This window comes from Limosilactobacillus panis (assembly GCF_019797825.1).
GTDB classification, from domain to species: domain Bacteria; phylum Bacillota; class Bacilli; order Lactobacillales; family Lactobacillaceae; genus Limosilactobacillus; species Limosilactobacillus panis_A.
In genome coordinates this window covers 1,984,700-2,008,537 of record NZ_CP081855.1, presented here as the reverse complement: position 1 = coordinate 2,008,537, position 23,838 = coordinate 1,984,700, and the positions used below count along the sequence as shown (strand labels likewise).

At 49.1% G+C, this 23,838-nt stretch carries 20 protein-coding genes and 1 pseudogene; 11 read left to right on the top strand and 10 right to left on the bottom strand.

Annotated features, from left to right (window positions below; genetic code table 11):
- Positions 1 to 91 precede the first annotated feature (91 nt).
- The 3 genes from KZE55_RS09560 to KZE55_RS09550 are packed head-to-tail and all read right to left on the bottom strand — an operon-like array spanning position 92 to position 2,451.
- Positions 92 to 943, bottom strand: a complete 852-nt coding sequence (locus KZE55_RS09560) for an alpha/beta hydrolase (protein WP_261313250.1) — start codon at positions 941 to 943, stop codon at positions 92 to 94.
- 20 nt (positions 944 to 963) lie between these two features.
- Positions 964 to 1,917 (bottom strand): alpha/beta hydrolase, encoded by a 954-nt coding sequence (locus KZE55_RS09555; protein ID WP_222258279.1) that lies wholly within the window; start codon positions 1,915 to 1,917, stop codon positions 964 to 966.
- 3 nt (positions 1,918 to 1,920) lie between these two features.
- Complete coding sequence (locus tag KZE55_RS09550; protein ID WP_261313249.1) at positions 1,921 to 2,451, bottom strand: DapH/DapD/GlmU-related protein; 531 nt, start codon at positions 2,449 to 2,451, stop codon at positions 1,921 to 1,923.
- Positions 2,452 to 2,559: 108 nt separating this feature from the next.
- On the opposite strand from KZE55_RS09550, the gene KZE55_RS09545 reads away from it, so the two are divergent.
- From KZE55_RS09545 to KZE55_RS09535, 3 genes are all read left to right on the top strand, one after another.
- Positions 2,560 to 3,447, top strand: a complete 888-nt coding sequence (locus tag KZE55_RS09545; RefSeq protein ID WP_222258278.1) for a LysR family transcriptional regulator — start codon at positions 2,560 to 2,562, stop codon at positions 3,445 to 3,447.
- Positions 3,431 to 3,916: a GNAT family N-acetyltransferase gene (locus KZE55_RS09540; protein ID WP_396442461.1), complete on the top strand. Its 486-nt coding sequence runs from the start codon at positions 3,431 to 3,433 to the stop codon at positions 3,914 to 3,916. Before KZE55_RS09545 ends, KZE55_RS09540 begins: the two co-directional genes overlap by 17 nt.
- A gap of 92 nt (positions 3,917 to 4,008) precedes the next feature.
- Positions 4,009 to 4,245, top strand: a complete 237-nt coding sequence (locus KZE55_RS09535; protein ID WP_222258277.1) for a cytochrome b5 domain-containing protein — start codon at positions 4,009 to 4,011, stop codon at positions 4,243 to 4,245.
- A gap of 165 nt (positions 4,246 to 4,410) precedes the next feature.
- Here KZE55_RS09535 and KZE55_RS09530 read toward each other — a convergent pair whose 3' ends face one another.
- Both KZE55_RS09530 and KZE55_RS09525 read right to left on the bottom strand, forming a co-directional pair.
- Positions 4,411 to 5,547: a 5-methyltetrahydropteroyltriglutamate--homocysteine S-methyltransferase gene (locus KZE55_RS09530; RefSeq protein ID WP_222258276.1), complete on the bottom strand. Its 1,137-nt coding sequence runs from the start codon at positions 5,545 to 5,547 to the stop codon at positions 4,411 to 4,413.
- Positions 5,548 to 6,123: 576 nt separating this feature from the next.
- Entirely contained in the window at positions 6,124 to 7,488 is a 1,365-nt protein-coding gene (locus KZE55_RS09525) for an APC family permease (protein WP_222258275.1), read from the bottom strand.
- A gap of 225 nt (positions 7,489 to 7,713) precedes the next feature.
- On the opposite strand from KZE55_RS09525, the gene KZE55_RS09520 reads away from it, so the two are divergent.
- Together KZE55_RS09520 and KZE55_RS09515 are read left to right on the top strand one after the other, a co-directional pair.
- The gene (locus KZE55_RS09520; protein ID WP_222258274.1) at positions 7,714 to 9,009 is read left to right on the top strand and encodes an alkaline phosphatase family protein; all 1,296 of its coding nucleotides are present in this window, start codon (positions 7,714 to 7,716) and stop codon (positions 9,007 to 9,009) included.
- 8 nt (positions 9,010 to 9,017) lie between these two features.
- Positions 9,018 to 10,117, top strand: a pseudogene (locus KZE55_RS09515) (MFS transporter).
- Positions 10,118 to 10,187: 70 nt separating this feature from the next.
- Here the strand turns inward: KZE55_RS09515 and thrS are convergent.
- The 3 genes from thrS to KZE55_RS09500 all read right to left on the bottom strand — a co-directional run bounded on the left by thrS (position 10,188) and on the right by KZE55_RS09500 (position 14,805).
- A complete protein-coding gene (thrS, locus tag KZE55_RS09510; RefSeq protein WP_222258273.1) occupies positions 10,188 to 11,993 on the bottom strand; it encodes a threonine--tRNA ligase in 1,806 nt (601 codons plus the stop codon).
- 327 nt (positions 11,994 to 12,320) lie between these two features.
- Positions 12,321 to 12,908: a hypothetical protein gene (locus KZE55_RS09505; protein WP_222258272.1), complete on the bottom strand. Its 588-nt coding sequence runs from the start codon at positions 12,906 to 12,908 to the stop codon at positions 12,321 to 12,323.
- A gap of 289 nt (positions 12,909 to 13,197) precedes the next feature.
- On the bottom strand, positions 13,198 to 14,805 hold the full coding sequence (locus KZE55_RS09500; protein ID WP_222258271.1) for an Nramp family divalent metal transporter: 1,608 nt from the start codon (positions 14,803 to 14,805) through the stop codon (positions 13,198 to 13,200).
- 319 nt (positions 14,806 to 15,124) lie between these two features.
- On the opposite strand from KZE55_RS09500, the gene KZE55_RS09495 reads away from it, so the two are divergent.
- The 6 genes from KZE55_RS09495 (at position 15,125) to KZE55_RS09470 (ending at position 21,063) form a co-directional block, all read left to right on the top strand.
- The gene (locus KZE55_RS09495) at positions 15,125 to 16,138 is read left to right on the top strand and encodes a zinc-dependent alcohol dehydrogenase family protein (RefSeq protein ID WP_222258270.1); all 1,014 of its coding nucleotides are present in this window, start codon (positions 15,125 to 15,127) and stop codon (positions 16,136 to 16,138) included.
- A 136-nt stretch (positions 16,139 to 16,274) separates the two neighbouring features.
- Complete coding sequence (locus KZE55_RS09490) at positions 16,275 to 16,793, top strand: TetR/AcrR family transcriptional regulator (RefSeq protein WP_047770372.1); 519 nt, start codon at positions 16,275 to 16,277, stop codon at positions 16,791 to 16,793.
- Position 16,794: 1 nt separating this feature from the next.
- Positions 16,795 to 17,865, top strand: coding sequence for an FtsX-like permease family protein (locus KZE55_RS09485; protein ID WP_047770374.1), 1,071 nt, complete (start codon positions 16,795 to 16,797; stop codon positions 17,863 to 17,865).
- Positions 17,866 to 17,876: 11 nt separating this feature from the next.
- Entirely contained in the window at positions 17,877 to 18,551 is a 675-nt protein-coding gene (locus tag KZE55_RS09480; protein WP_047770375.1) for an ABC transporter ATP-binding protein, read from the top strand.
- 136 nt (positions 18,552 to 18,687) lie between these two features.
- Complete coding sequence (locus KZE55_RS09475) at positions 18,688 to 20,646, top strand: ABC transporter ATP-binding protein/permease (RefSeq protein WP_222260001.1); 1,959 nt, start codon at positions 18,688 to 18,690, stop codon at positions 20,644 to 20,646.
- 183 nt (positions 20,647 to 20,829) lie between these two features.
- Entirely contained in the window at positions 20,830 to 21,063 is a 234-nt protein-coding gene (locus tag KZE55_RS09470; RefSeq protein WP_047770379.1) for a hypothetical protein, read from the top strand.
- Positions 21,064 to 21,337: 274 nt separating this feature from the next.
- Here the strand turns inward: KZE55_RS09470 and KZE55_RS09465 are convergent, their stop codons facing one another.
- Together KZE55_RS09465 and KZE55_RS09460 are read right to left on the bottom strand one after the other, a co-directional pair.
- Entirely contained in the window at positions 21,338 to 21,646 is a 309-nt protein-coding gene (locus tag KZE55_RS09465) for an ArsR/SmtB family transcription factor (protein WP_047770381.1), read from the bottom strand.
- A 127-nt stretch (positions 21,647 to 21,773) separates the two neighbouring features.
- Positions 21,774 to 23,486 (bottom strand): LysM peptidoglycan-binding domain-containing protein, encoded by a 1,713-nt coding sequence (locus tag KZE55_RS09460; RefSeq protein ID WP_222258269.1) that lies wholly within the window; start codon positions 23,484 to 23,486, stop codon positions 21,774 to 21,776.
- Positions 23,487 to 23,838: the final 352 nt, after the last annotated feature.

Below are 23,838 nucleotides of genomic sequence, written 5' to 3'. Positions count from 1 at the left end.
GTGAAATTTTTAAACAGCAAAAAACGACCAGGAATAATTTCCTAGTCGTTGAGTAGTAAAGGCTATATGAAGGGAGGGGGATCCCTTTATCCTATTTTGCCCACAGAAAGTTGATCAACGCCTGGTCAACCTGGTGGTTATTGTTGTGAAGCCGGCTGTGCTGGGCACTTTTGCCGTGCAGCTCAAGCTCCTGGTAAGATTTTGCCCGATTAGCAACCAGGTACTTCAACGACTTTGCCGAGTTAACGGGGACGTCACCGTCGGAGTTAGAGCCGTTGTCAAGGTTACCGTAGATGTTTAACACCCGGGTATTGCGGGGGAAGTTTTGCCGGAGAGAACGGAGGGCCTTGAAGCAGGAGTTCTCCCGCGTTGGCTTACCCTCCTGGCTAACCGCACTTTCGGCTGTCGATTGTCCGACCAGTCCATTATAGTGGCCAGCAATAGCAACCAGGTGGTTGATCTTCGGCAGGTGACCGGCATTGTCATTGATGTAGTTGGCAATCTCTAGGTTACCCATCGAGTGCCCCACAAAGTTAAATGCCGGGTAGTTACCGCGTTTTTCTAAGGCGTTAACCACGTTCTTGACGTAGGTGCCGCCGTGGTGGTAACCGGCCGTGTAGTTGTCCTGGTAGTGGCTAAGCTTATTATCAGCGAGGTTGACCTCCACGATGGGGTTGACTGCCCCCTTGGGGAGGCTTCGGTCAAACGACACCTTTCCCTGGCGGTCGACGTTGGCACGGATAATCGTCTTGGTCACGCCGGCACGTTGGGCAGCCCGGGCCATCTTGTCTTCTGCCCGGGCACTGGAGCCCCAGCCGTGGATGAAGATGGCTGGCACGGTTGACTGCCGGTAGTGCTGGATGGCCATTGCCCGGCGCGAAACGGTAAGGCAACAGAAAGTTAAAATGATGGTTAATATTGTAATTAGGGAGAATTTTTTCAAAATGCTCACATCCATATTAATTAGTTAAGGTGGTCAGTGAAAAAGCTTTGGATCTTGGTAAACGGAATCTTATTAACTTGGTCGTACAGGTCAATGTGTTCACAGTCGTCAACAATGTACTTTTCCTTTGGTCCCTTGGCTAAATTATATGCCCGTTCGGAGAAAGAACGGGAATGGGCCCGGTCACCAAAGATAAACAGGATTGGCCGCGGGGAAATCTCATCAATGTAGTTGAGGGCGGAGAACTGCATCATCGTCAGGTTAGAAGTGGTGGTAAAACCGGCCCGGGCATTGGGGTGGAAGCCCCGGGAAACAGCGTAGAAGCGGAACCACTCATTATTGATGGGGCCCATCTTCGGGAGCTCATCAACCGACGGGTAGGGGTGGTCAGGGAATGACGGCTTGTATTCCGGCTGCCCATTGGCAAAGTCCGCCCACCGCTGGTTAGCCAACTGGGTCTTCATCTTATCTAATTGGTCCTTGCTGGGCTTCATCATGCCGCGGATATCCGTGATGTCGTACATTGAGGCGGTAACCACCGCCTTGATCCGGGGATCAACGGAAGCGGCGGAAAGGGCAAAGCCGGCAGAGCCGCAGATACCAATCACACCAATTTTATCCCGGTCCACAAAGGGCACCTGGACCCCGAGATAGTCAACGCTAGCACTAAATGATTCGGCAAAAAGCTCTGGGGATGACACGTGGCGTGGCCAACCACCGGATTCACCCATGAAGACCTGGTCAAAGGTCAGGACCACAAAGCCTCGCTGGGCGAGCTCGTTGGCGTAGACGGCCGGGCCCTGTTTCTTTACCCCACCGTAGGGTGCACCCACGATTAAAGCCGGGTACTTTCCTGCTGTCCGTTTCTTTGGGGAGTAAAGGTCAACCGCAATCTTGATCCCGTAGCGATTTAAAAAGCTGACGTGGTCGCGGTGGACGTTTTCGTTAAGTTTGGTAATGTATCGTAATGACATAGATTAGTCCTCCTTTATTTTCTTAATGACTTTTGCGGGGACGCCGGCAACGACAGTGTTAGCTGGGACGTCCTTAGTGACGATGGCCCCAGCCGCAACAACCGCGTTTTCGCCGATGGTTACTCCTGGTAAGATGGTGGCGTTGGCCCCAATCCAGGCGTTAGTGCCCACCTTGATTGGCTTGAGCTCAAGGTTGCGACGGTCGGCCGGGTCGAGGGGGTGGTTGACGGAGACAAGAGTGGCGTTGGGGCCAATCAGGACCCGGTCTGCTGGTTGGATGCCGCCAAGGTCTGTGAAGGTGACGCCGATATTGATAAAGACGTTTTTCCCAATTTGAAGGTGGCGTCCAAAGTCGGTATAAAAGGGCAGGCGAATTTCAACGGACGGGTCAATTGCCTGCCCCGTGATTTTCGCAACGACCTGGCGAACCTCTTGGTTGGTGTGGACACCAGTGTTGAGCGCCTGAACGAGGGGCTGGTTAGTGGCGACCACCTGGGCAATTTTTGGGCTTGTGGCTTTCATGTTAGTTGTCATCCATTGATTCTCCTTTCTGTTTATTATTAGGATAAACAGTTGGCATGTCAGTGTAAAATACTTATAATATATGTGAAAGTATAAGTATTATGCATAGGAGGACTGACGATGGAAGTTCGGGTACTACGTTATTTCAATGAGATTGTCCGGGAAGGGAATATTTCCGGTGCGGCGCAGGCCCTTCACATCTCGCAGCCAGCCCTTTCTCGCCAGATGAAGGAGCTCGAAAATGAGTTGGGGGTTACGCTCTTTGAGCGGGGGCACCGGCAAATTAAACTTACTCAGGAGGGGTCCTACCTCTTTGACCGGGCTCAGGAAATCACCACCCTGGTGGACCGGACTACTGTCCAGTTGCAGAAAAAAGCGGTGGTGAGTGGTGTCATCAATATCGGCGCGGACGAAAGTCGGGCCGTCCAACCCGTGATGGACTGTATCAAACACATCATGGCTAAGTTTCCCCAGATTCGCCTCAACCTGGTGAGTGGGGACAGTGAGCTTTTACGCCACCAACTGGATACGGGCTTGATTGAGTTTGCCATCCTGATGGGACACGAAAACCTGATTGAATACAACACCATGCCCCTTAGCGGGGTTAACCGTTGGGGCATCGTCGTTGCGACCGATTCGCCACTGGCACAAAAGAAGGCAATTACCCCTGAGGACCTGATTGGCCAACCGCTGATGACGTCGGGGCAGACCAGGCGCCAGGATACCTTTCGCCAGTGGGCGGGAATGGCACTGAACCACTTCAAATTTGTTGGCCAGTATAACCTGGTCTTTAACGCGGCTCTGCTGGCTAAGACTGGTGCGTGCGCGGTAATGACTTATGAGGGACTGATTAATCCCTGCGCAGAGGACGACCTGGTCTTTCGGCCCCTAACCCCGGCGCTAGTTGATCAGAATATTTTGGCTTGGCGCAAGGATAATCGCCTGCCAAACGTCGGCAATATTTTTATTAAGGAGATGAAGGAGGTTACCCATGATCAAAATCAGTAATGTCCAACAAGCAGACCTACACGCGGTAGTTGCAATTGAGCGGGCGGGCTTTAGTCCTGCCGAGGCTGGGACCCCGTCAGCTTTTCAGGACCGGCTCAACAAATTACCAGACACCTTTTTAGTGGCCAAGGACGGGGACCAGGTAGTCGGCTTCATTGTTGGCCCGGCGGTCAATACCCAGGTGATTGACGACCAGATGTACGAGACGGCGCCGACTAACCTGCCCACGGGCGGTTACCAGCTCGTGCTTTCACTTGCGGTGGCCCCGGACTACCGGAGAAAAGGCGTTGGTAGTAAGCTCTTGGACGCCCTAGCGCGGGTAGCCCAGGCAAGTAAGCGGCAGGCAATTGTGCTAGACTTCCTGGCCAAAAACGTTCCCTTTTACGAGCATAACGGCTTTCACCAGGCGGGGGTGTCACCTTCCAGCCATGCTGACGAAACTTGGTTGACCATGGTTAAGGACTTATAACTTTTCATTAAGGTCGAGCAGAAAGTGTGCTTTTTACAGCCAGCTTCGGTATAGTAAAACTACCAAAAAAATGGAAAAGGGAGGAAACCGGTATGGCAAAGACGTTCACAAAGGAAGAGTTACAAAAGTACGATGGGCAGGATGGCCGCCCCGCGTACATCGCAATCGATGGCAAGGTTTATGACGTTTCTGAAGATGCATCCTGGCAGGGTGGTAAGCACCATGGTTATTCGGCGGGTCAGGATTTGACGGAACCATTAAAAAGACGGGTAGCCCACGGTGACAGTGTCTTACCGGGGATTCCCGTTGTTGGTGATTATATCGGATAACAAGCTGGGAAAAAAGCATTGGAGTGCTCCGTAACTAGACACTAGGAGCACGCTTTTTTCCGCGATTACTGCGTAATATTTAGAGAACTAAAAGAGGCTGGTGAGAAAACAAGTTTTCTCCCAGCCTCTCCATTTTTCGTATTCAGGAGGTGTATATCGGCGGAACTAGCCCCAGACTTTGGTGGCAATTTCCTTGACGAGGGCGACTTTCTTCCACTGCTGGTCTTCGGTGAGGATGTTACCTTCCTCAGTGGAGGCAAACCCACACTGGGGACTCAGGCAGAGGTGGTCCAACGGGTGGTACTTTGCTGCTTCGTGGATTCGGTCGATGATGGCCTGCTTGTCTTCCAGCTTGCCAGACTTGGACGTGATGAGCCCCAAGACAACGTACTTGTCGTCAGGAACCTTAGCGAGGGGTTCAAAGCCACCAGCCCGGTCGGAGTCGTATTCCAGGTAGAAGGCCTGTACATTTTCCTGGGCGAAGAGAGTGTCAGCGACGGGACCATAGCCACCAGCGGCAGCCCAAGTTGAGTGGTAGTTTCCCCGGCAAACGTGGGTGTTAACTGTTAAATCTGCTGGCAGGTCCGCAATGGCGGCGTTGTTTACTTTGAGAAACCGTTCCTGGAGTTTCTTCAACTCGGACGTATCAGCGTTGGGGTCCTTCTTCTTAAGGTTGGCAAAGTTATTGACGGAGATTCCCCAGGTACAGTCGTCAAGTTGGATGGTCCGGCAACCGGCCGCGTAGAGGTCTTCAATTACTTGGTGGTAGGCGGCCGCCACGTCGTGATCCAGCTCGTCAACGGAAGCGTAGTTGTCCTTAACGCTAGCCTGGTTTTCGGGCCGGATTAGCTCTTCCAGAAACTGAGCTGGTGCGGGGATGGTCTGCTTGACCTGGACCCCGGCAGGAGCGTGGTCCCGTACAAACTTGAAGTAGTTGACAAACGGGTGGTTTTTACCGCTGATTTTGCCCGCTACCTGGGCGGAGTCGTTCCGGGTCTCCTCGTCGTGGAAGAAGTAACCGTGCTTTAGGTTAACGTGCTTGACCCCCTGCAGCCCCCAGAAGAAGTCGAGGTGCCAATAGCTTCGCCGAAATTCACCGTCCGTGACGGCCCGTAGTCCGGCCGCAACTTCTTTTTGAATTAATTCGGTGATGCACTTATCCTCCACGGCGGTCAAGTCAGCCTGGTTGATTTTGCCCGCCGCAAATTTGGCCCGGGCATCCTTTAATGCTTGGGGACGGAGAAAACTACCAACAACGTCGTAGCGGAATGGGGAAACAGTTCGTTTTGTGAATTCAGTCATAATAATCGATCCTTTCGTATGCGGTGGGTTCCGGTGCGGAGCAAATAAAAAACGTCCCTAGGAAAGACACTGTGCCTTTCCTAGGGACGTCAAGCTAATCATTAGTTAACGTGTTACCACCCTAATTTGAGCCGGCCTCGCAGCTAGCTCCTCAGTAGGTACACCCGAAGGTAAACCTAGACGTTATATCGGACGTCACTCGTGGGTAGCTCACGTCTGGCTCGCCACCCGAACATTGCTCCAAGACCATCTTCGACAGGTCTAGCCATCCCGCCTTCCACCAACCGCGGTTCTCTGTAATGGCTACGCCTGCTTACTCATCTCTTCTAAGCATTTCTTAATTTAATTGTCATTATCTTAACGAATTCTAATTTAATTGTCAACACTAATTGGAAAATTAATTACAAAAGCGAAGCTGGAAAGCATTAGCGTGCTCCGTAATCAATGGACTTGCTTCGCGGCGCTAGACACTAGGAGTACACTTCGGCGCGAAGCTAGTCTCTGGTTTTCCACGATTACTGTGCAGTATTCGAAGGCTGAAAAACACGGCTAGCCAAATAGGCCAGCCGCGATAGACTACTTATCTTCAGTAAAGTTAAACTCGTCCGCGTGGCGAAGTGAATAGGCGAAGTAGACGATTAACCCGATGACAATCCATAGCAGGTAGGTTAACCATGCCTTGAGCGAGATGCTGACCAGCAGGATTAGGCAAAACAGGATTGAACAGGTCGGGATCACGTTGCCAAACGGGACCTTAAATGGCCGCTTTAATTCCGGGTACTTGTACCGGAGGATGATTACAATCAAGGAAATGAGCATGAAGACCATCAGGGACCCAATGTTGGCAATCAAGGCCAGGTAGTGGAGGTCGAACTCGCCGGCAAACACTGCGGAGGCCAAACCGACTAGCCAGATTGCCCGGTTTGGACTTTGGGTACGGGTGTTCAACTTGGCGAGACCCTTGGGCAGAAAGCGTGACCGGCTCATTGACTTAAGAATGTTGGACCCGGCATAAATAAAGGCAAACACCACGGCCATGATTCCGAGGACCGCCCCTAAAGAGACAATCTCGGCGACATAGTTATGGCCCTCACTGAGTAGTACGTAAGACATCGCCTCGGAAACGTTCAGCTTGGTGTAGCGCACAACCCCCGTCATCACTAAGCTAACTAGGATATAAAGGGTTGTGGAGACCGTTAAGCAGAGGACGATTGCCCGGGGAATTGTGTGACCGACGTCTTTAGCATCCTCCGCCGACGTGGCGAGGGCGTCAAAGCCCAAAAAGGAGAAGAAGACTGCCGAAGCCCCGGTGAAAATTCCCTTCGCACCGTACGGGAGGAAGGGGTGCCAATTGGTGGTCTTGACGTCCCAGACGCTGACCACGATAAATAAGACGATAATGAATATCTTGACCCCAACCAAGAAGTTGTTGACTAGTTTACTTTCGCTCGTCCCCCGGGTCAGGATGATGGTCATCAGGATGATCATCAGGACCGCTGGAAGGTTGATGTAACCACCAGCAGCGGGGTTGACGAGGAGCTGGTGGGGTAAGTTAATTCCCAAAACTTCTAAGAATGATTGGACATACCCGGTCCAGCCGTTGGCAACCGTTGCCGTGGTGGTAATGTAGACCCCAATCAGGGTCCAGCCGGCGAGGAACGCGACAAACTTACCAATTGATACCCAGGCGTAAAAAAACGCACTTCCGGAATTCGGTAAGCTAGTGGTGAGCTCCGAATAGCAAAGCCCAATCAACCCACTTGCCAAGGCCGCAATCAAAAACGAAAAGACGATTCCGGGGCCCGCATCGGTTGACGCGACGATTCCGGTGAGGACGAGGATTCCCGTACCGATGATTGCGCCAATTCCAAGGATTGAAAGGTCAAATAGCCCGAGAGTCTTTTCCTTCGGGCTACTACCTTTGCCAATCTGATTTTTCATAATTTTTTCGATTCCTTTCTCTATATATGTCCGAACCTTAAGTTTACCTTAAATAGGGCGAGAGTTCAAATTCAGGTGCTTAACATTATTAGTATTTTCCGATGGGTGGGGGCAGTTTTTTCATTGCGCTCACCTCCTAAAATTTTCTTCAGGTAAAAAGGTTTCGTATTTCTTCTTAATCCAGCTTAAAATAGAAGGGTAACTTTGAAAAAGGAAGTAAAAATAATGACCCAACATAAGCTTGTTGTAATCTCATTGGATTCACTTGGTTATCGGGACCTGGCTGAATTACGTGACCTAGTACCGAACCTTGATAAGCTGATCCACCGGGGGACGTGGGTCAAGCGTGTCCGGGGCATCTACCCAACACTGACTTACCCGTCCCACACGTCGATTATCACTGGGCAATATCCGGCGGTGCACGGGATTGTTAATAACACGAAGGTCCAGCCGCGGCGGCAGTCACCAGACTGGTATTGGTACCGTAAGGACGTCAAGGCCACACCGCTTTATGACGTGGCTCGGGCTGCGGGAATGACCACGGCCGCATTTCTGTGGCCAGTCACTGCGGGGAGCAAGATTAACTACAACCTGGCCGAAATTTTCCCTAACCGGATTTGGACGAACCAGGTGCTGGTCTCCCTTACGGCCAGCTCGCCGTGGTTTCTCCTCAAGATGAACCAGCGCTACGGGAAGCTTCGCCACGGGATCAAGCAACCCTGGTTGGATGACTTTGTGACCGCCTGTGCTGTCGATACCCTCCGCAACAAGCGGCCCGACCTAACCCTGATTCACCTGGTAGATATGGATAGTATGCGGCACCGTTACGGGGTACGGTCGAAGGAAGCAAAGGCGGCTCTGCAGCGGCTTGATGGCCGGGTGGCCCGCCTGATTCGGGCGACCAAGGATACCGGGACCTATGACTGGACGAACTTCGTAATTTTAGGGGACCACTACCAGATTAACGTCCACAAAATGATTCACTTGAATATGCTCTTCGCCCGGGAAGGGTGGCTGAGCCCGATTGATGGTAAGACCACCTTTAAGAATAACTGGAAGGTGACCGCGAAAACCTGTGACGGGGAAACCTACGTCTACGTGCGGGGGCACGACATTGACTACGGCGACGTCAAGCAGTTAATTGCCCGGGCTGACGGGGTTCAACACATTTACGATGGTGCTGAGGCGGTTAAGTTGGGCGCCGACCCTAAAGCCGCCTTCCTGGTTGAGGCCCAACCAGGTTACTACTTTACGGACGAGGTCAACCGGCCCGCAGTGGTAGAAGAGGTTGACCCTGATTCCATCGGGACCCCAGACCGTTACCACGGTGTCCACGGGTACGGGCCCGACCAGTCGAACTACTTCACAACGGCAGTTTTTGCGGGGCCGGATGTCCAGGCAGGCGCAACGGTTACTGGTGCCCACCTGGTTGACGAGGGGCCAACCTTCGCGCGCTTACTCGGCCTCCACTACCCAGCTCCAACCGCTGGGCAGGCAATTGATGAAATATTTAGAAAGTGAGTGAAACTGTGAAATTCACTAAGCAACAGTGGCAATGGATTTTTTACGATTGGGCGAACTCCGGTTACGGGATTCTCGTGATTACCGCTGTCTTACCGGTTTACTTCAAGGCGGTTGCCCAAGCTGGCGGGGTCAGTGCCGCTGACTCCACCGCCTTCTGGGGTTACGCCACTGGCAATGGCTTTTGGGCCTATATGTTTTGAGCATTATCGGTTACTCTGGCGGAAACCTCTTTTACGATAGCTTCTTGACGGATGTTGCTGACGACCGCCAGATGGACCTGGTATCGTCTACTGGCTATGGGATGGGGTACCTGGGCGGTGTATTAGCCTTTATTATTTTTCTCGGCGCCCAGCTAACCAACGGTTTTGGTGGGATGTTATCCAGCTTTGGGGTGGCCCGGTTCAGCTTTGTTCTCGCGGCCGTCTGGTGGGTAATTTTTGCCTGGCCCCTTCTCCGGCACGGTCAGCAGCGCTTTAGCGTTCAGGCCGTCAAGGACCCATTGACTGATAGTTTTCGTCGCCTGGGGCGCACCTTTCGCCATATCAGAAAATACCGGCGGATTTCCTGGTTTTTGGTCGCTTACTTCTTCTATATTGACGGGGTCGACACTATCTTTACCATGGCGACCGCAATTGGGAAGGACCTCGGTGTGAACACGACAATGCTGATGATGGTTTTGCTGATGGTCCAGCTGATTGCCTTCCCGTTCTCGCTTTTGTACGGGTGGTTGGCAAAACGGACCTCCACCCGGTTATCCGTCCTATTGGGAATCATCGTTTACCTTTTTATCTGCCTGTACGCACTGAAGCTTGATAGTTTATTTGACTTCTGGTTCTTGGCAATCTTAATTGGGACGAGCCAGGGTGAGCTGCAGGCCCTCAGCCGGTCATACTTTGGCCAGTTAATTCCGAAGGACGCTTCAAGTGAGTCCTTTGGTTTCTACAACATTTTGGGTAAATTCTCCGCCATTATAGGGCCCCTGGTTGTGGGGCTCGTCACCCAGTGGACGGGGCGTTCAACGGTGGGCGTGGCTTCGCTTAGCGTCCTGTTCGCGGTTGGGCTGGTAATTTTCCTGGCCCTGCCCAAGCTAAGTAATGGCGACTAATACAAAAAATATCCCTGACATTCGGTAATGATCCGAACGTCAGGGATATTTTTATTTATAGGGGACGTAATTAGTTCTTGCGGGAGTATGAAGCGATGTCAGCGAGGATTTCGTTCATGAAGTCATCCTGACTCATTTCGTTTTGGGCTTCTTCACCGTACTTCCGGACAGAGACACCATTACTCTTCATTTCGTCGTCACCGACAACCAGGGTGTATGGTACCTTTTGAGTTTGGGCTTCACGAATCTTGTAGCCCATCTTTTCGTTCCGGTGGTCAACAACGACCCGGATGTTAGCGGCCTTCAGCTTCTTAGCAAGGTCGTCGGCGTAAGCACCGTGGGCATCTTCGTTAACTGGAATGATGTGAACTTGTTCAGGAGCTAACCAGGTAGGGAAGGCACCCTTGTAGATTTCAGTCAGGTAAGCAACGAACCGTTCCATGGTCCCAACCACACCACGGTGGATCATGACTGGCATGTGTTCCTTACCATCCTTACCAACGTAAGTTAAGCCGAAGCGGTCAGGGAGCATGAAGTCCAGTTGAATAGTGGACATGGTTTCGTCGTTCCCCAGGGCCGTCTTGGTTTGGATATCCAGCTTTGGACCGTAGAAGGCAGCTTCACCTTCGGCTTCGTAGTAGTCAAGGTTCAGGTCATCCATGGCAGCCTTCAACAGCTTTTGGGACTTCTCCCACATCTCGTCGTTAGCGTAGTACTTCTTCGTGTTCTTAGGGTCACGAAGGGAGAGACGGAAGCTGTAGTCGGTAATGTCAAAGTCCTTGTAAACGGACATGATCAGCTTCAGGATCTTGGCGAATTCAGTCCGGATTTGGTCAAGGGCAACGAAGGTGTGACCATCGTTCAAAGTCATTTCACGAACCCGTTGCAGACCGGAAAGGGCACCAGACTTTTCGTAACGGTGCATCATTCCCAGTTCGGCAATCCGCAGTGGCAGGTCACGGTAGGAACGGATGTGGTGCTTGTAAATTTGAATATGGCTTGGACAGTTCATTGGCCGCAGTTCAAGCATTTCACCGTCACCCATGTCCATTGGTGGGAACATGTCGTCACGGTAGTGTTCCCAGTGACCAGAAGTCTTGTAGGCATCCAGGTTCATCAGAACTGGGGTGTAAACGTGCTTGTAGTCATCGGCAACTTCACGGTCAATGATGTAACGTTCGATTGTCCGCCGAATAGTGGCCCCCTTAGGCATCCAGTATGGTAAACCGGCACCAACCTTTGGGTCAACGAAGAAGAGGTCAAGCTTGTTACCGATAACCCGGTGGTCACGTTCCTTAGCTTCTTGACGCTTCTTCAAGTCGTCAGCTAATTCGTCCTTCTTGTAGAAGACGGTCCCGTAGATCCGTTGCAGCATTGGGTTGGAGGACATGCCCTTCCAGTAAGCACCGGCAACGGATAAGAGCTTGAGGTTCTTAACAACGTCACCATAAACCAAGATGTCATCCTGGGCAACGGCCTTGACGTCACCGAGAACATACATGGCAACCTTGCCATCCTTGGCGTTTTCCTTGATCAATTCAGTGGAGAACTTGTCGTCCTTGACTTCTGCCAGGGCGTCGTCAACAGCAACTTCGGCAAATTCAACCTTGACGTCATCCTTGGCCATGCCCTTGACAACGTCTTCCAGTGCGGGCAGTTCGTCAGCGGAAACTTGTTGGTCATCCTTGTCGGAGTCAACGTGGAAACCATCTTCGTCAAAGCTAGATTCGCCAAGACGAATTCCCTTGAATTCTTGCTTCAAAGCGGCCTTCAGCATCAGAGCTGAAAGCTTCCGAAGGGCTTGTAACCCTTCTTTAGAGTCCCGATCGATTTTCTTTACTGATCCATCTGGGGACATAACCGCAACTTGAGCCATAAAAATCTCTCCCTTTATAAAAAATAAAACGTCCCTAATGCCTGTTTGATAACAAGCATTAGGGACGTTAATTAACATAGTTAGCGTGGTTCCACCCATGTTCAGAGTATTACTACTCTCTCTATGGTGTGGTAACGGACACGACCCGACCAGCCTTATTTCGGCCGATAAAAGTAGGAAGGTGGTATATTTAACGGTCGACTCGACATAACTTCCAGCCTAGGTTACGTCTCCCTGGTTGAGCACTCAGTAAATACATATCCTTCAATTGACTAAAATTATAACACCAAAAATCGGCTTGGCAAGGGATTTGATAAAAAATTTTCATTAATTATTATTTCCGCCAGTCGATGGGGTACTTGGGACGGTCGTGGTGGCGCTTGAGTTACCACCATTGCTGCTGTTACCTTGGCTCTGGTTATTACTATTGGAGCCGTTTCCGTTGCTTTGGTTACCCTGTTGACTTTGACTGCCCGTGCTGGTACCACCATTGCTTTGTCCCTGGTTGGACTGCTGACTGCTTGATTGGTGAGGCGTGGTTGTGACGGTGTAGGTGTCACTAGTCCCGGTATTATCATCGTCATCGTCGTCAGTCGTGCTTGATTGCCGGTGGTGGTGACCGCTGCTCTTCTTCTTGTGTTTCTTGGAGCTTGTCGTCACCGTCGTGTCATCGTTATTGGTGGTGTTAACCGGGTTCTGCTGCTTAACAACGAAGATGATGACCATCACTAAAAGAATTGCAAGCAGGAGGGTTAAGAGGAGCTTAAAGGTCCGCTTGCTCCGGTTAGGCTTCTTTCCAAATACCTTTTTCTTTTTAGCTTTGCTACTTAAACGAGGACGACGGTTCCCCCGTTTCTTAGGCTGGCTATCGTATAGTTGTACACGGCTCGGCCGCTTGTCTTGATTATTATTCAATGATTTCACCTCATCTGGCTAAATAGCATTCATTTCCATATTATAGCATTGATTGGGGGTGACAAAAGAAAAACAACGACCAAACACGAGGTGAATGACCGCTGTTTCTTAATCTATCTGGGGGATTTATAGGATTGTTTTAACCTTACCCCTAATCCATGAAAAAGTTGTGAACACGTAATGAAAAAGTGAAGAATAGTAGGTTATGGTGTAAAACAAATAGCGGGTGAGAAAGGTTATTCCCTTTTCTCATCCACCATTTAAGTTAGATAGATATTTGATTCAGAAATTAGTCTTTAGCAGAGTTCTTCATTTCCTCTTCTTGTTGACCAAAGCCCTTGCCTTCAGCAGCAAAACGCTTGTCACCACGGTAGAGTTCAACACAGGTCCAAGCAAGCAGGACCAGGATGACAACAATGGTCAGGTAAGCAAGAACATCGGAAGTGCCCTTAGACCAAACACCGAAGCCTTCGTAAGTTGAAGGCAGGTTGTACAGATTCAAGAAGGTCAGGGCAATAACTGAGACCCAACCACAAACCTTAACCCACATCCGGTTCTTGAATTCACCCATTTCAACCTCACTGTTAGTCATCATCAGTAATGGCAACATTGAGAATGGTAAGGCGAAGGCCAGAAAGACCTGTGAGTTTTCCATCAGCAGGTTCAAAGCCGAGTGTTGTTGGATCACGGATTCACCGCTCGTCATGGCAACACAAGCCAGAACAGGGATAACAGAAATGATACGGGTAACTAACCGCCGTGCCCACAGTGGCATTTTCATGTGAATGAAACCTTCCATGATAACCTGCCCGGTCAAGGTACCAGTAATGGTTGAGTTTTGACCAGAAGCAAGCAGGGCAACAGCGAACAGCGTTGACAGGATCCCGGACTTAGCAACCGCAATCAGAATTGGGTTGGAAAGCATTGAGGTGTTGTTCAAAGCATCGTACAGACCGAAGAATGAACTATCCTTAACGGCACCGTACTTGAAGACCGCAACCCCCATGATCAGCAGGAGGGCGTTAACAACGAAGGCCAGAGACAGCTGAATATTGGAGTCCCAAGTGGTAAAACGAACAGTTTGCCGAATGCTGTTAAGGTCGTTGTGGTCCATCTTCCGCGTTTGTGAAATAGCGGAGTGCAGGTACAGGTTGTGCGGCATAACCGTGGCCCCGATGATCCCCAGAGAACCACTCAGTGGCGTAATTCCACCGATTTGTGGGTGCTGGGCAATCGCCTTAGCAGAAGGTACCAGGCCAGCAAAGGCAGCGGCCCAGTCAGGCCGTGACAAAGCAACTTGGTATGCGAAGACGAACAGGATAACCAGAATTAAACATGCAACAATTGCTTCGATCTTCCGGAAACCAATCTTTGTCAAAAGTAACAGAACTAAAACATCAAGAACAGTAATGAATACTGATGGGATCAACGGAATGTGGAAGAGGAGGTTTAAGGCAATCGCCGCACCAATAACTTCCGCAATATCGGTGGCCATGATGGCTAATTCCGTCATAATCCAAAGAATAATCCCTAACGCTTTACCGGTCCGTGCCCGTGTTGCCTGGGCAAGGTCCATTTGGCTCACGATTCCGAGTTTAGCCGCCATGTATTGTAGTAACATCGCAATCAAACTTGAAATCAAGATAGTAGTCATCAGGGTGTATTGGAAGCTTTGACCACCGGTGATTGAAGTAGCCCAGTTACCTGGATCCATGTACCCAACCGCAACGAGGGCACCAGGTCCAGAGTAAGCAAACAAGGTCTTAAAGAAGCCCTTGCCATGAGGAACCTCGACCGTTCCGTTAATTTCTTCGAGTGACTTACCGTTAGCATACTCTATCAAGTGATGCTTCTTGTGTTGATTTTTTGTGTTATCCACGCCAAATCCACCTTTCATCTTATTTTGTTAACTTGACCAACAATCAAAATTAACTTAATTCGAATACTTTGTTAGGTTAGCATAAAAAATATTACATTTCAACGGAAGATTGCCGGCCTCAAGGCATTTTATCGCGCTGAGCTTAAATAGCGATTGCGCTGATAGGTAGCTACTAATACCGATAAAGCGGTTTCGCGACTATTATAAATAAATTTAAGAAATTTTGAAGTTTTCTTCATATATTTATTTGGAAACGGTTACTTTTGTCAAACGTTTGACAACTAGTGTAATTCTTCACTATGATTATGCAGATTACATTATATAAGGAGAATTGATTATGAAAGCACTTGTATTAACAGGGACTAAACAGCTTGAAGTTAAGGATGTTGAAACCCCAGAAGTAAAGCCTGACGAAGTACTTGTCCACACCGCCTACGCTGGTATTTGCGGGACAGACCACGCCTTATATGCTGGCTTGCCGGGATCGGCTAGTGCCGTTCCGCCAATCGTCCTGGGTCACGAAAACTCGGGGGTAGTTGCCAAGGTTGGTGCTGCCGTTAAGAACGTCAAGGTTGGTGACCGGGTAACAGTTGACCCCAACATCTACTGTGGTGAATGTAAGTACTGTCGAACTTCTCGTCCTGAACTGTGTAAAAACCTGTCCGCTGTTGGAGTTACCCGTGACGGTGGATTTGAGGACTACTTCACAGCACCTGCAAAAGTTGTTTACGCGATCCCTGACAGTGTTTCATTGAAGGCCGCTGCCGTAACGGAACCATTATCATGTGCTGTTCACGGTGTTGACCTGCTGGAGATCCATCCATACCAAAAGGCATTGGTTATCGGTGATGGCTTCATGGGTCAATTATTCGTACAAACTCTGAAGGCTTACGGGGTTAGCGAAGTTACCCTGAGTGGTCGAAACGACGCAAAGCTGAAACTTAACCACGACCGTTTTGGTGCCAAGACTATTAACACCAAGAAGGGCGAAAAGATTCCGACTAACGAATATGACATTGTAATTGAAGCCGTTGGTCGTCCCGAAACCCAAGAACAAGCCGTTGAAGCTGCTGCCCGTGGTGGCCAAGTTTCAATGTTTGGGGTTGGTAACCCAGACGACAAATTCTCCGTTAACAGTTACGAAGTCTTCCAAAAGCAGTTGAAGATTCAAGGGGCCTTCATCAACCCTTACTGCTTCGAAGACTCAATTGCCCTGATGGCATCTGGTAAGGTTGATGTTTTGCCACTTCTTTCCCATGAATTTGGAATCGACCAAGTGGACGACTTTGTAAACGACCGGATTGAAAATGTCTCCAAGGCCGTTGTTAAGCTTGCCGGTGAAGAAGCTTAATGATTATAAAAGTATTTCCCGGGAAATAATCCTTGGAAATGCTTTTTTTATTTCAACAACGTTGACACGGTGTCACCAACTTGCTATGATGGTTATGCAGTTTGGTGACACTGTGTCACTTGAGGAGGAGTTAAATGTGCCAAGCAAAACCTTTGAAAATCTGCCGGCAGCTAAGCAAGAAACTGTCCGGCAGGCATTGTTAACTGAATTTAGCGCCCACAACCTGGCAGACGCCCAGGTAGCGCGGATTGTTAAGGACGCCGGAATTGCCCGGGGAGCCTTCTACAAGTACTTTACCGATCTGACAGATGCGTATACCTACTTGTATCGCAAGGCACTGTTCGCGCTTCACGACTACGATATTCGTGCCCACCGCCTTCAATCTGCTGCGGCGTACGTTGATCAGGTCGCCGCCTTTATTAAGCAAGTAAATGCCAGTCCCTATTATGAGCTGGTAAAGCGGCACTTTGCCGTTAATGAGGCGTTACTGCAGCCGATCGATTCCACGTTGCGCCCGGTGACGGCGACTGAGTGGGCCGTTATGACCTTGGTCCACGAGGCAATCAAGGAAGGGTTACGTTGTCCGGACAACAGTGACCAAATATTGAAACGATTAAAAGCCGCTTTGACGGCGCTCCTGGCAAAGGAGGAATAAGATGTTTTTAGCTTTAAAAGAAATTAAACACGAAAAGGTCCGGTATGGGCTGATTATTGCCATGATTGTGATGATTAGTTACCTAATGTTTATTCTAATGGGAATGATGCTGGGCCTGGCAAACGAAAATAAGGCCGCTTTGACGACATGGAGTGCCCAGACGGTGTTTTTGAATAAGAACGCCAACGATAATCTGGGCCAATCTGTCATCACTAAGGACCAGCTGGCAGACCACTCCCTCAATAAGCATGAGGCCCTCGTCGGCCAAACGGCAACGGTCATGACCCGGTCAAAGAAGAAGGCCCACAAGGAAAGCGTGCAGTTTATTGGCCTTGATGCTGGCCAGTATATCGCTAAAGACAATATGCCCCTGGTTGCCGGTCGTCATGCGAAAAATAAGCATGAGCTGGTTGCTGACGAGAGTTTAAAGGTGAAGGGCTACCAGCTGGGTGATAAGGTGAAGCTCAATTCAACGGCAGAAAACTACCGCTTGGTAGGCTTTGCTAAAGATTCCCAGTTGAACGTTGCCCCGGTGGTTTATGGTCGCCTTTCAACCTGGCGCGAACTCCGGGGGGCTGCTCCGCAAGTAGTTGCCAGTGGGATCATTAGTAACCAGCGGGAGGGGGCTAGTCGGTTTAAGGAGCTGGCCCACTACCCAATTGCCAAGTTTATCCAAAAACTTCCTGGCTACGCGGCAGAGAACAGTACCTTCATGTTCATGATTGGCTTCTTAATGGTGATCTCTCTTGTAATTATTGCGGTCTTCCTCTACATCCTAACGATGCAGAAGATGCCCAACTATGCGGTACTCCGTGCCCAGGGAATTTCGGCCCGTCACCTGATTGGGGCAACGATTGACCAGGCTGTTATCCTGACGATCACCGGGATATGTGGTGGCCTGGTTCTGACCCTACTGACGGCCTGGCTGATGCCGATGACGGTCCCGCTGGTTTTGGAGTGGCCATTGATTGGCCTGATCTCCATCATTCTTATCCTCCTTGGGGGAATTGGGGCGCTACTACCTGTACGGATGATTATGAAAGTTGACCCGGTAAGGGCCCTCAACAGTTAGGAGGTTACGCAATGTCTGTAATTAAACTCAAAAACATCAGTAAGGACTTTGGTAAGGGAATCAGTAAAGTCCAGGTGTTAGATAATGTTAACTTTACGGCTGACTTGGGTGAACTAAGCTTGATCTTGGGCCCTTCTGGTTCCGGTAAGAGCACCTTTTTGACGATTGCTGGAGGCCTTCAAACACCAACCACGGGGACAGTTACCGTTGAAGGGGAGACTTTGGAAAAATTATCAACCAAGGAACGGGACCAGCTGCGGCTGAATAAGATTGGCTTTGTCCTCCAGTCATACAATTTGCTCCCTTATCTGACCGTGACGGATCAGTTTGCCCTGGTTCGTCGGATTAAAAAAATTGGAAACATGTCACAGGAAGAGTTGGATAACCTCCTTGAAGAGCTCGATATTTCCCAACTCGTCAACCATTATCCAGATGAGATGTCTGGTGGGCAAAACCAACGGGTAGCGATTGCCCGGGCCCTGTACCCTAACCCACCAATTATCCTAGCGGACGAACCGACAGCGGCCCTTGATAGTAACCGGGTAAAGATTGTTGGCCGCCTCTTTAAGGACATGGCTGTTAAGCACCACAAGGCAATTGTAGTCGTGACTCATGATATGCGGTTACGGGATTTTGCCGACCACATTTACCAGTTGATGGATGGTAAGCTCACTATGGAAAGGTAAATATTTCCCGGGAAATAAATTTTTGATAAAGCCTGCTTGAGGATTTCCTTACCTTAAGCAGGTTTTGGTATAATTAAGCTAAATAATCGTAAGGAGAAAATAATGGCTTTTTTAGAATTTTTTAGAATTACACAATATTAAGAAAGCCTACTATCTTGATAAACAAGCCTTTCCGGTTTTAAAAGGGATTGACCTTCAATTTGAGCGGGGCGAGTTTGTTTCGATTTTAGGTGAGTCCGGTGGGGGAAAATCAACTCTGATGAATATCATTGGGGGGTTGGACCGTAACTTTTCCGGTGAGGTTCTGATTAAGGGGACCCCACTTGACCATAAGCAAGAAAAGCAGTTGGATGACTACCGGCGGTCAATGGTCGGCTACATCTACCAGTCATATAACCTGATTTCCCATTTAACGGTGTTAGATAATGTCCTGGTGGCTTTGGACATGACCGCACTTTCTCGGGAAGAGCGGCGCAAGCGGGCACTAAAGCTCCTTGACCAGGTTGGCTTGAGCGACCAGGCCCACAAACATCCTAACCACTTGTCTGGGGGGCAGAAACAGCGGGTAGCAATTGCCCGGGCCCTTGCCAGTGATCCCCAGATTATCATTGCTGACGAACCCACGGGGGCCCTTGATTCGCAAAATACCCAGGGGGTTCTGACCCTGCTAGACCAAATTGCCAAGGATGGCAAGCTCGTCATTGCGGTTACCCATTCTCAAGAAGTTGCGGACCATGGAACCCGGGTCGTACACTTGGCCGATGGCAAAATTGACGGAGACGAGCGGCTTCGACCAGCTTATGACCTTCCTAAGGACCCCACAGTGGTTAAGTCCCAACAGCTCCCGGCGATGGCTAGCTACCGGATGTCTTTTAAACACCTGATGTATAACTTCTGGCGTAACTCGCTAATTATGCTGGGAACGGCAATTGGTATTTTTGCCGTCCTTCTGTTCAGCGGTCTGGGCAATGGAATTAATGGCTACATTCAGAACCAAATTAATTCCTTGACCAATCCCCGTTCAATTACGGTATTTAAGAACCCGACTGGGAAACATCTAACCCAGGACCAGATTCAATCGTCATTAATGCAAAACCTTTCCGCGGATCCCCAGTCAATGATGATCGATAGTGGCGCCCTTCGCCGACTAGGTAAAGTTGATGGGGTAGCCAGCGTTCAAAAAGGGAACATAATCAGTGGTTACCGTCTGTCATACAAGAAACTGCAACAGAGTGGAACCACACTGACGACCTGGAATAAGTCAGTGACATCTAGCTCAATCAAGCATGGTCACCGGCCGGGCAGCAATGAGATTGTCTTGACGAAGCAGCAGGCCAGCCAGCTGACCGATGCAAAGAACTACCGCAAGATTATTGGCAAGCCGGTTAATATTTCCTTTAACTGGGTAAACAGTAAGGGGGACCCCGTTGCCATTAACGGGACTGTGAAGGTGGCCGGCCTCAGTGAAGGGGCCAGTGCCCAGACAACGGTCAGCTACGGTACAATGCAACGAATGCTGCGGGACAGCGGTGCCGTCACCAGCCCGAACTTTGTGGCGGTGAGTGCTAGCAGCCTCTCTGACGTCCAAAAGGTTGCTAACCGCATTAACAACCTCAAGAATGCTAAGGGTGAGCGCATGTTTGGGGCAATTACGGTTGGCTCAATCCTGAAGACGGTTAACACTTACGTTCACCTTGCTTCAACCATCCTGGCGGCCATTGCTGGAATTTCACTCCTGGTTTCCGCATTGATGATTATTGTGACGATGTATATGTCGGTATCGGAACGGACCAAGGAGATTGGGATTCTGCGGGCACTTGGTGAGCGGAAGAAGGACATTCGTCGCCTGTTTACGTCAGAATCAATCTTTATTGGACTATTCTCAGCGGTCTTAGCATTGGTTATTGTCATTGTCGTGACCATGATTTTGAACCACACCTTATACGGGATGATCAAATACAATATCGTCCAAATAACGGCCGGGAACGTTATCTTCGCTTTTGCGGTTGCGGTAGTGATTTCCTTCATTGCAGCACTGTTACCGGCCCGACGTGCGGCCCGTCTGAACCCAATTGATGCCTTGGCGGCTGACTAATATAACAAAATAAAGAAGGGACCCTTTGCGTGTGTAAGAACGTGGCGGGTCCTTTCTTTATGTGTGGAGTAAGTGCTGATTAATTAACATTATCAGCATAATTGATTATTAATTTAAACAACAATACTTTTTATTTTTAGGTATACCAAAGTTATGTTATAATACATAATGGAGGTGTTAGAAGTGACAACGATTTTTGTCCATGATAATGATAAGACGCAAACGATTCATTGCTCCGATGGTTCTCAAGGGGTGATGACGGTCAGTGAAGAGAGCTCAGCACCATACTACAATTTTAAATTTTACAGCCATGAACATCCTGGCTTTTGGGTGGACCAGGACCAATTTCATGACGGGGAAAGCGTCACGGTTAAGGATATTCAGAGTGACGACCAATTCCAACTCAAGTTTGTCTGAAAAGGCGCTAAAGGGAAAGTTGGGAAAAGTATCAGTTAATAGACTTGCTGCGCGGCGCTAGACACGAGGAATACGCTTCGGCGCGAAGCTAGCCGATGGCTTTCCCTAATTCCTAATGTTTGGAGATACAAAAAGGATGAGGCTGGTGAGAAAACAAAGTTTTCTCCCAGCCTCATCCTTTTTGCTTTCTGAATGACAACGTAATTATGGGAAACCTAACAGGCGCCGCGTCGTAACGCCTTTAAATCTCCGTCTATAGTCATACGGAGACTTTTTATTTAACGATGTCTTCTGCATGACTAAGGGCGTCGGCAATTAGGGTCATTACTTTCGGATCGTCAAGGTGGTAAATAACTACTTTACCGTGACGGTGCTGCTGGACTAGGTTATACTTCCGGAGCAGCTGCAGCTGGTGGGAAACGCCGGATTGCTCCCACTTTAGTGCCGAGCTAATCTCTGAAACGCTCATTGATTTTTGAATCAGAAGGTAGATTAATTGCAGTCGCTTGGGATTACCAAGAACCTTGAAAAGCCTGCTGATTTTGATAATATTTGGTAATTCTCCAGAAATACGCGTCGCCATTAGCTCTCCCTTACTTTCTTACGCTAAAACGAACTAACTATATTACACCTTATTTTAGGATTTAAACGACAAAAAAGCAAAAGGCTGTTAAGCACTTTTGCTTTTTATAAACAAATTTTCCAAATGATTAGAAGGCCAGTCGTTGTCCAACGTAGATGGTGTAGGGACTTTGTAAATTATTACGTTGTGCCAAAGTATGCCAGTTGAGGCCGTACTGTGCAGCGATACCAGAGAGGGTGTCCCCACTCTTAACGGTGTAGCCACCCCGGACACTAGCCGTTGCCGATGACCGACTGTAGTTGTTGTAACGTGGTGCGGCCTGACCATTTACCCGCAGGACTTGCCCAACGTAGATCCGGTTTGGGTTGGCAATGTTGTTAAGTCGGGCCAGCTGTTCGTAGGAAACCCCAAAGCGGCTTGCAATGCCGGACAAGGTGTCCCCACTCTTAACAGTGTAAGCAGCGTTGTTAGTAGTTGGTGCCGGTGCTGGTGCCGGTTTAACATTATTGGTGTTATTGTGGACCGGTTGGCTAACCGTACTATTATTGACTTGTGCTTGCAGCCGTAAAGTTTGCCCGACGTAAATCCGGTTGACGTTTCGAATGTTATTGATTTGCGCCAGCTGAATGTAATTCATACCAAACCGGTTAGCAATAGCGGACAAAGTGTCCCCACTCTTGACAGTGTATGTCTTAACTGTGTTGTTATTGTTGACCGGTGCAGTGGTGTGATTTTGGTTAGGCGTTGTCGTGGTAGTCGTCGTGGTGTTTTGGTTGTTGACCGGTGCTGACTGACGAACGAGGAGTCGTTGGCCAACGTAAATCCTGTTGACATTTTGAATATCGTTTAAGTGGGCCAGGGTGTTAACCGTTGTGGAGAAGCGGTTAGCGATGCTGGATAAAGTGTCGCCACTGTGAACGGTGTAGTAATTAGTGCTGCCTGCGTAACTACTCGATGAGTTATCATTTTGCTGCTTATTGATAACCGTCTTACCAGAGATGGCTACGGAATCCAGTTGATTTAATCCGTAAGTCTGTACCATCCGGATTAATGCGTTGGCGTAGTTAGGGTCGGTTGCGTAACCATCGGCCTGTAGTTTCCGGGCAACAGAAGCATAATTAGTGTCGCCAAGCAAGTTATGGTAACGACTGTTGACATATAGGAAGCTTCCGTGATCTTCAACAGATTGTGAGTTGTTAGCGTAAGCACGGAAGGCATCGTTGATGTAAACAGACCGGCCACCGTATACTTCACGGGTCGGCATCGTAACCGAGTTACCGTTATACGAGCCCTTGATACCGAAGAGGTTGTGGGCTTGCGTAGCTAAACCAGACCGGCCCCAGCCACTTTCGATGATTGCTTGAGCAACGGTTACGGAAGGCAGAACACCGTACTTGTTCCAACCGTTAATTGCACCCGGCGCTACGCTTTCAATAAAGCGTTGGGATGAGGCATTGTTGCTAAAGTGAAGTGAGTTTAAGTTAACCTGTTGAGTGTTGGTCTGGGCAGCAAAGCTCTGTGTTGAAGTAGCCTGAGCACTGTTGTCCTGGTTAGTAGCACTGGAAACGGTGTTATTGGCCGTCGCTGCTTGTGAGGCTGCTGTGCTAGCAGATGCCGGTGCCACATTGTTTACTGCAGTACTTTGTTGGTTAGCTGCTTGGCTGTCCGCATTAACATTTGAAACGGCTGCCGGTTGGTCGTTTGCGTTGTTTTCGTCAGCGTGGGCAACGACCCCAGTAGCAGTGAGCAGTGTTACCGCAGTTAAGCTGGCAACCATCCACTTGCGACCACTTTTATACATTTTGAAGTGCTTTGAATTAGCGTTTACCTGTTGATTCATTGATTAAGCTCCCCTGTCATTTAAAAGTGATAGTTGAAAGATAATCGGAAGACTGTCTTTCTTCCCTGAATAATTTTGCACAAAAAAGTTAAGAAGTTATTAAGATTTCACTATTAATTAAGGTAGCATTATTTTTGATATGCGTCAATGAACTATTAGAAATAAAATAAGTAAATTTATATTTTGAACAGTTTAAAATAACCAATTTAACCACTAACTTTGGCCTTTTGATCCCACTTTATCACGTGAAAAACATTTTTAATAGATGATAGTAATTTCATACTTAATCTCTACTAAATTAAAGAAAGTGATTCCAGTTGGGGTGGCACTAGGCTATAATGAAGTAGTTTAA

Coding starts and splice junctions, on each gene's coding strand:
- KZE55_RS09460 (WP_222258269.1), bottom strand. CDS start 23,486: ATGAATCAACAGGTAAACGCTAATTCAAAGCACTTCAAAATGTATAAA.
- KZE55_RS09500 (WP_222258271.1), bottom strand. CDS start 14,805: ATGAAAGGTGGATTTGGCGTGGATAACACAAAAAATCAACACAAGAAG.
- KZE55_RS09540 (WP_396442461.1), top strand. CDS start 3,431: ATGATCAAAATCAGTAATGTCCAACAAGCAGACCTACACGCGGTAGTT.
- KZE55_RS09555 (WP_222258279.1), bottom strand. CDS start 1,917: ATGTCATTACGATACATTACCAAACTTAACGAAAACGTCCACCGCGAC.
- KZE55_RS09465 (WP_047770381.1), bottom strand. CDS start 21,646: ATGGCGACGCGTATTTCTGGAGAATTACCAAATATTATCAAAATCAGC.
- thrS (WP_222258273.1), bottom strand. CDS start 11,993: ATGGCTCAAGTTGCGGTTATGTCCCCAGATGGATCAGTAAAGAAAATC.
- KZE55_RS09480 (WP_047770375.1), top strand. CDS start 17,877: ATGTCTGTAATTAAACTCAAAAACATCAGTAAGGACTTTGGTAAGGGA.
- KZE55_RS09550 (WP_261313249.1), bottom strand. CDS start 2,451: ATGACAACTAACATGAAAGCCACAAGCCCAAAAATTGCCCAGGTGGTC.
- KZE55_RS09525 (WP_222258275.1), bottom strand. CDS start 7,488: ATGAAAAATCAGATTGGCAAAGGTAGTAGCCCGAAGGAAAAGACTCTC.
- KZE55_RS09495 (WP_222258270.1), top strand. CDS start 15,125: ATGAAAGCACTTGTATTAACAGGGACTAAACAGCTTGAAGTTAAGGAT.
- KZE55_RS09530 (WP_222258276.1), bottom strand. CDS start 5,547: ATGACTGAATTCACAAAACGAACTGTTTCCCCATTCCGCTACGACGTT.
- KZE55_RS09545 (WP_222258278.1), top strand. CDS start 2,560: ATGGAAGTTCGGGTACTACGTTATTTCAATGAGATTGTCCGGGAAGGG.
- KZE55_RS09520 (WP_222258274.1), top strand. CDS start 7,714: ATGACCCAACATAAGCTTGTTGTAATCTCATTGGATTCACTTGGTTAT.
- KZE55_RS09535 (WP_222258277.1), top strand. CDS start 4,009: ATGGCAAAGACGTTCACAAAGGAAGAGTTACAAAAGTACGATGGGCAG.
- KZE55_RS09485 (WP_047770374.1), top strand. CDS start 16,795: ATGTTTTTAGCTTTAAAAGAAATTAAACACGAAAAGGTCCGGTATGGG.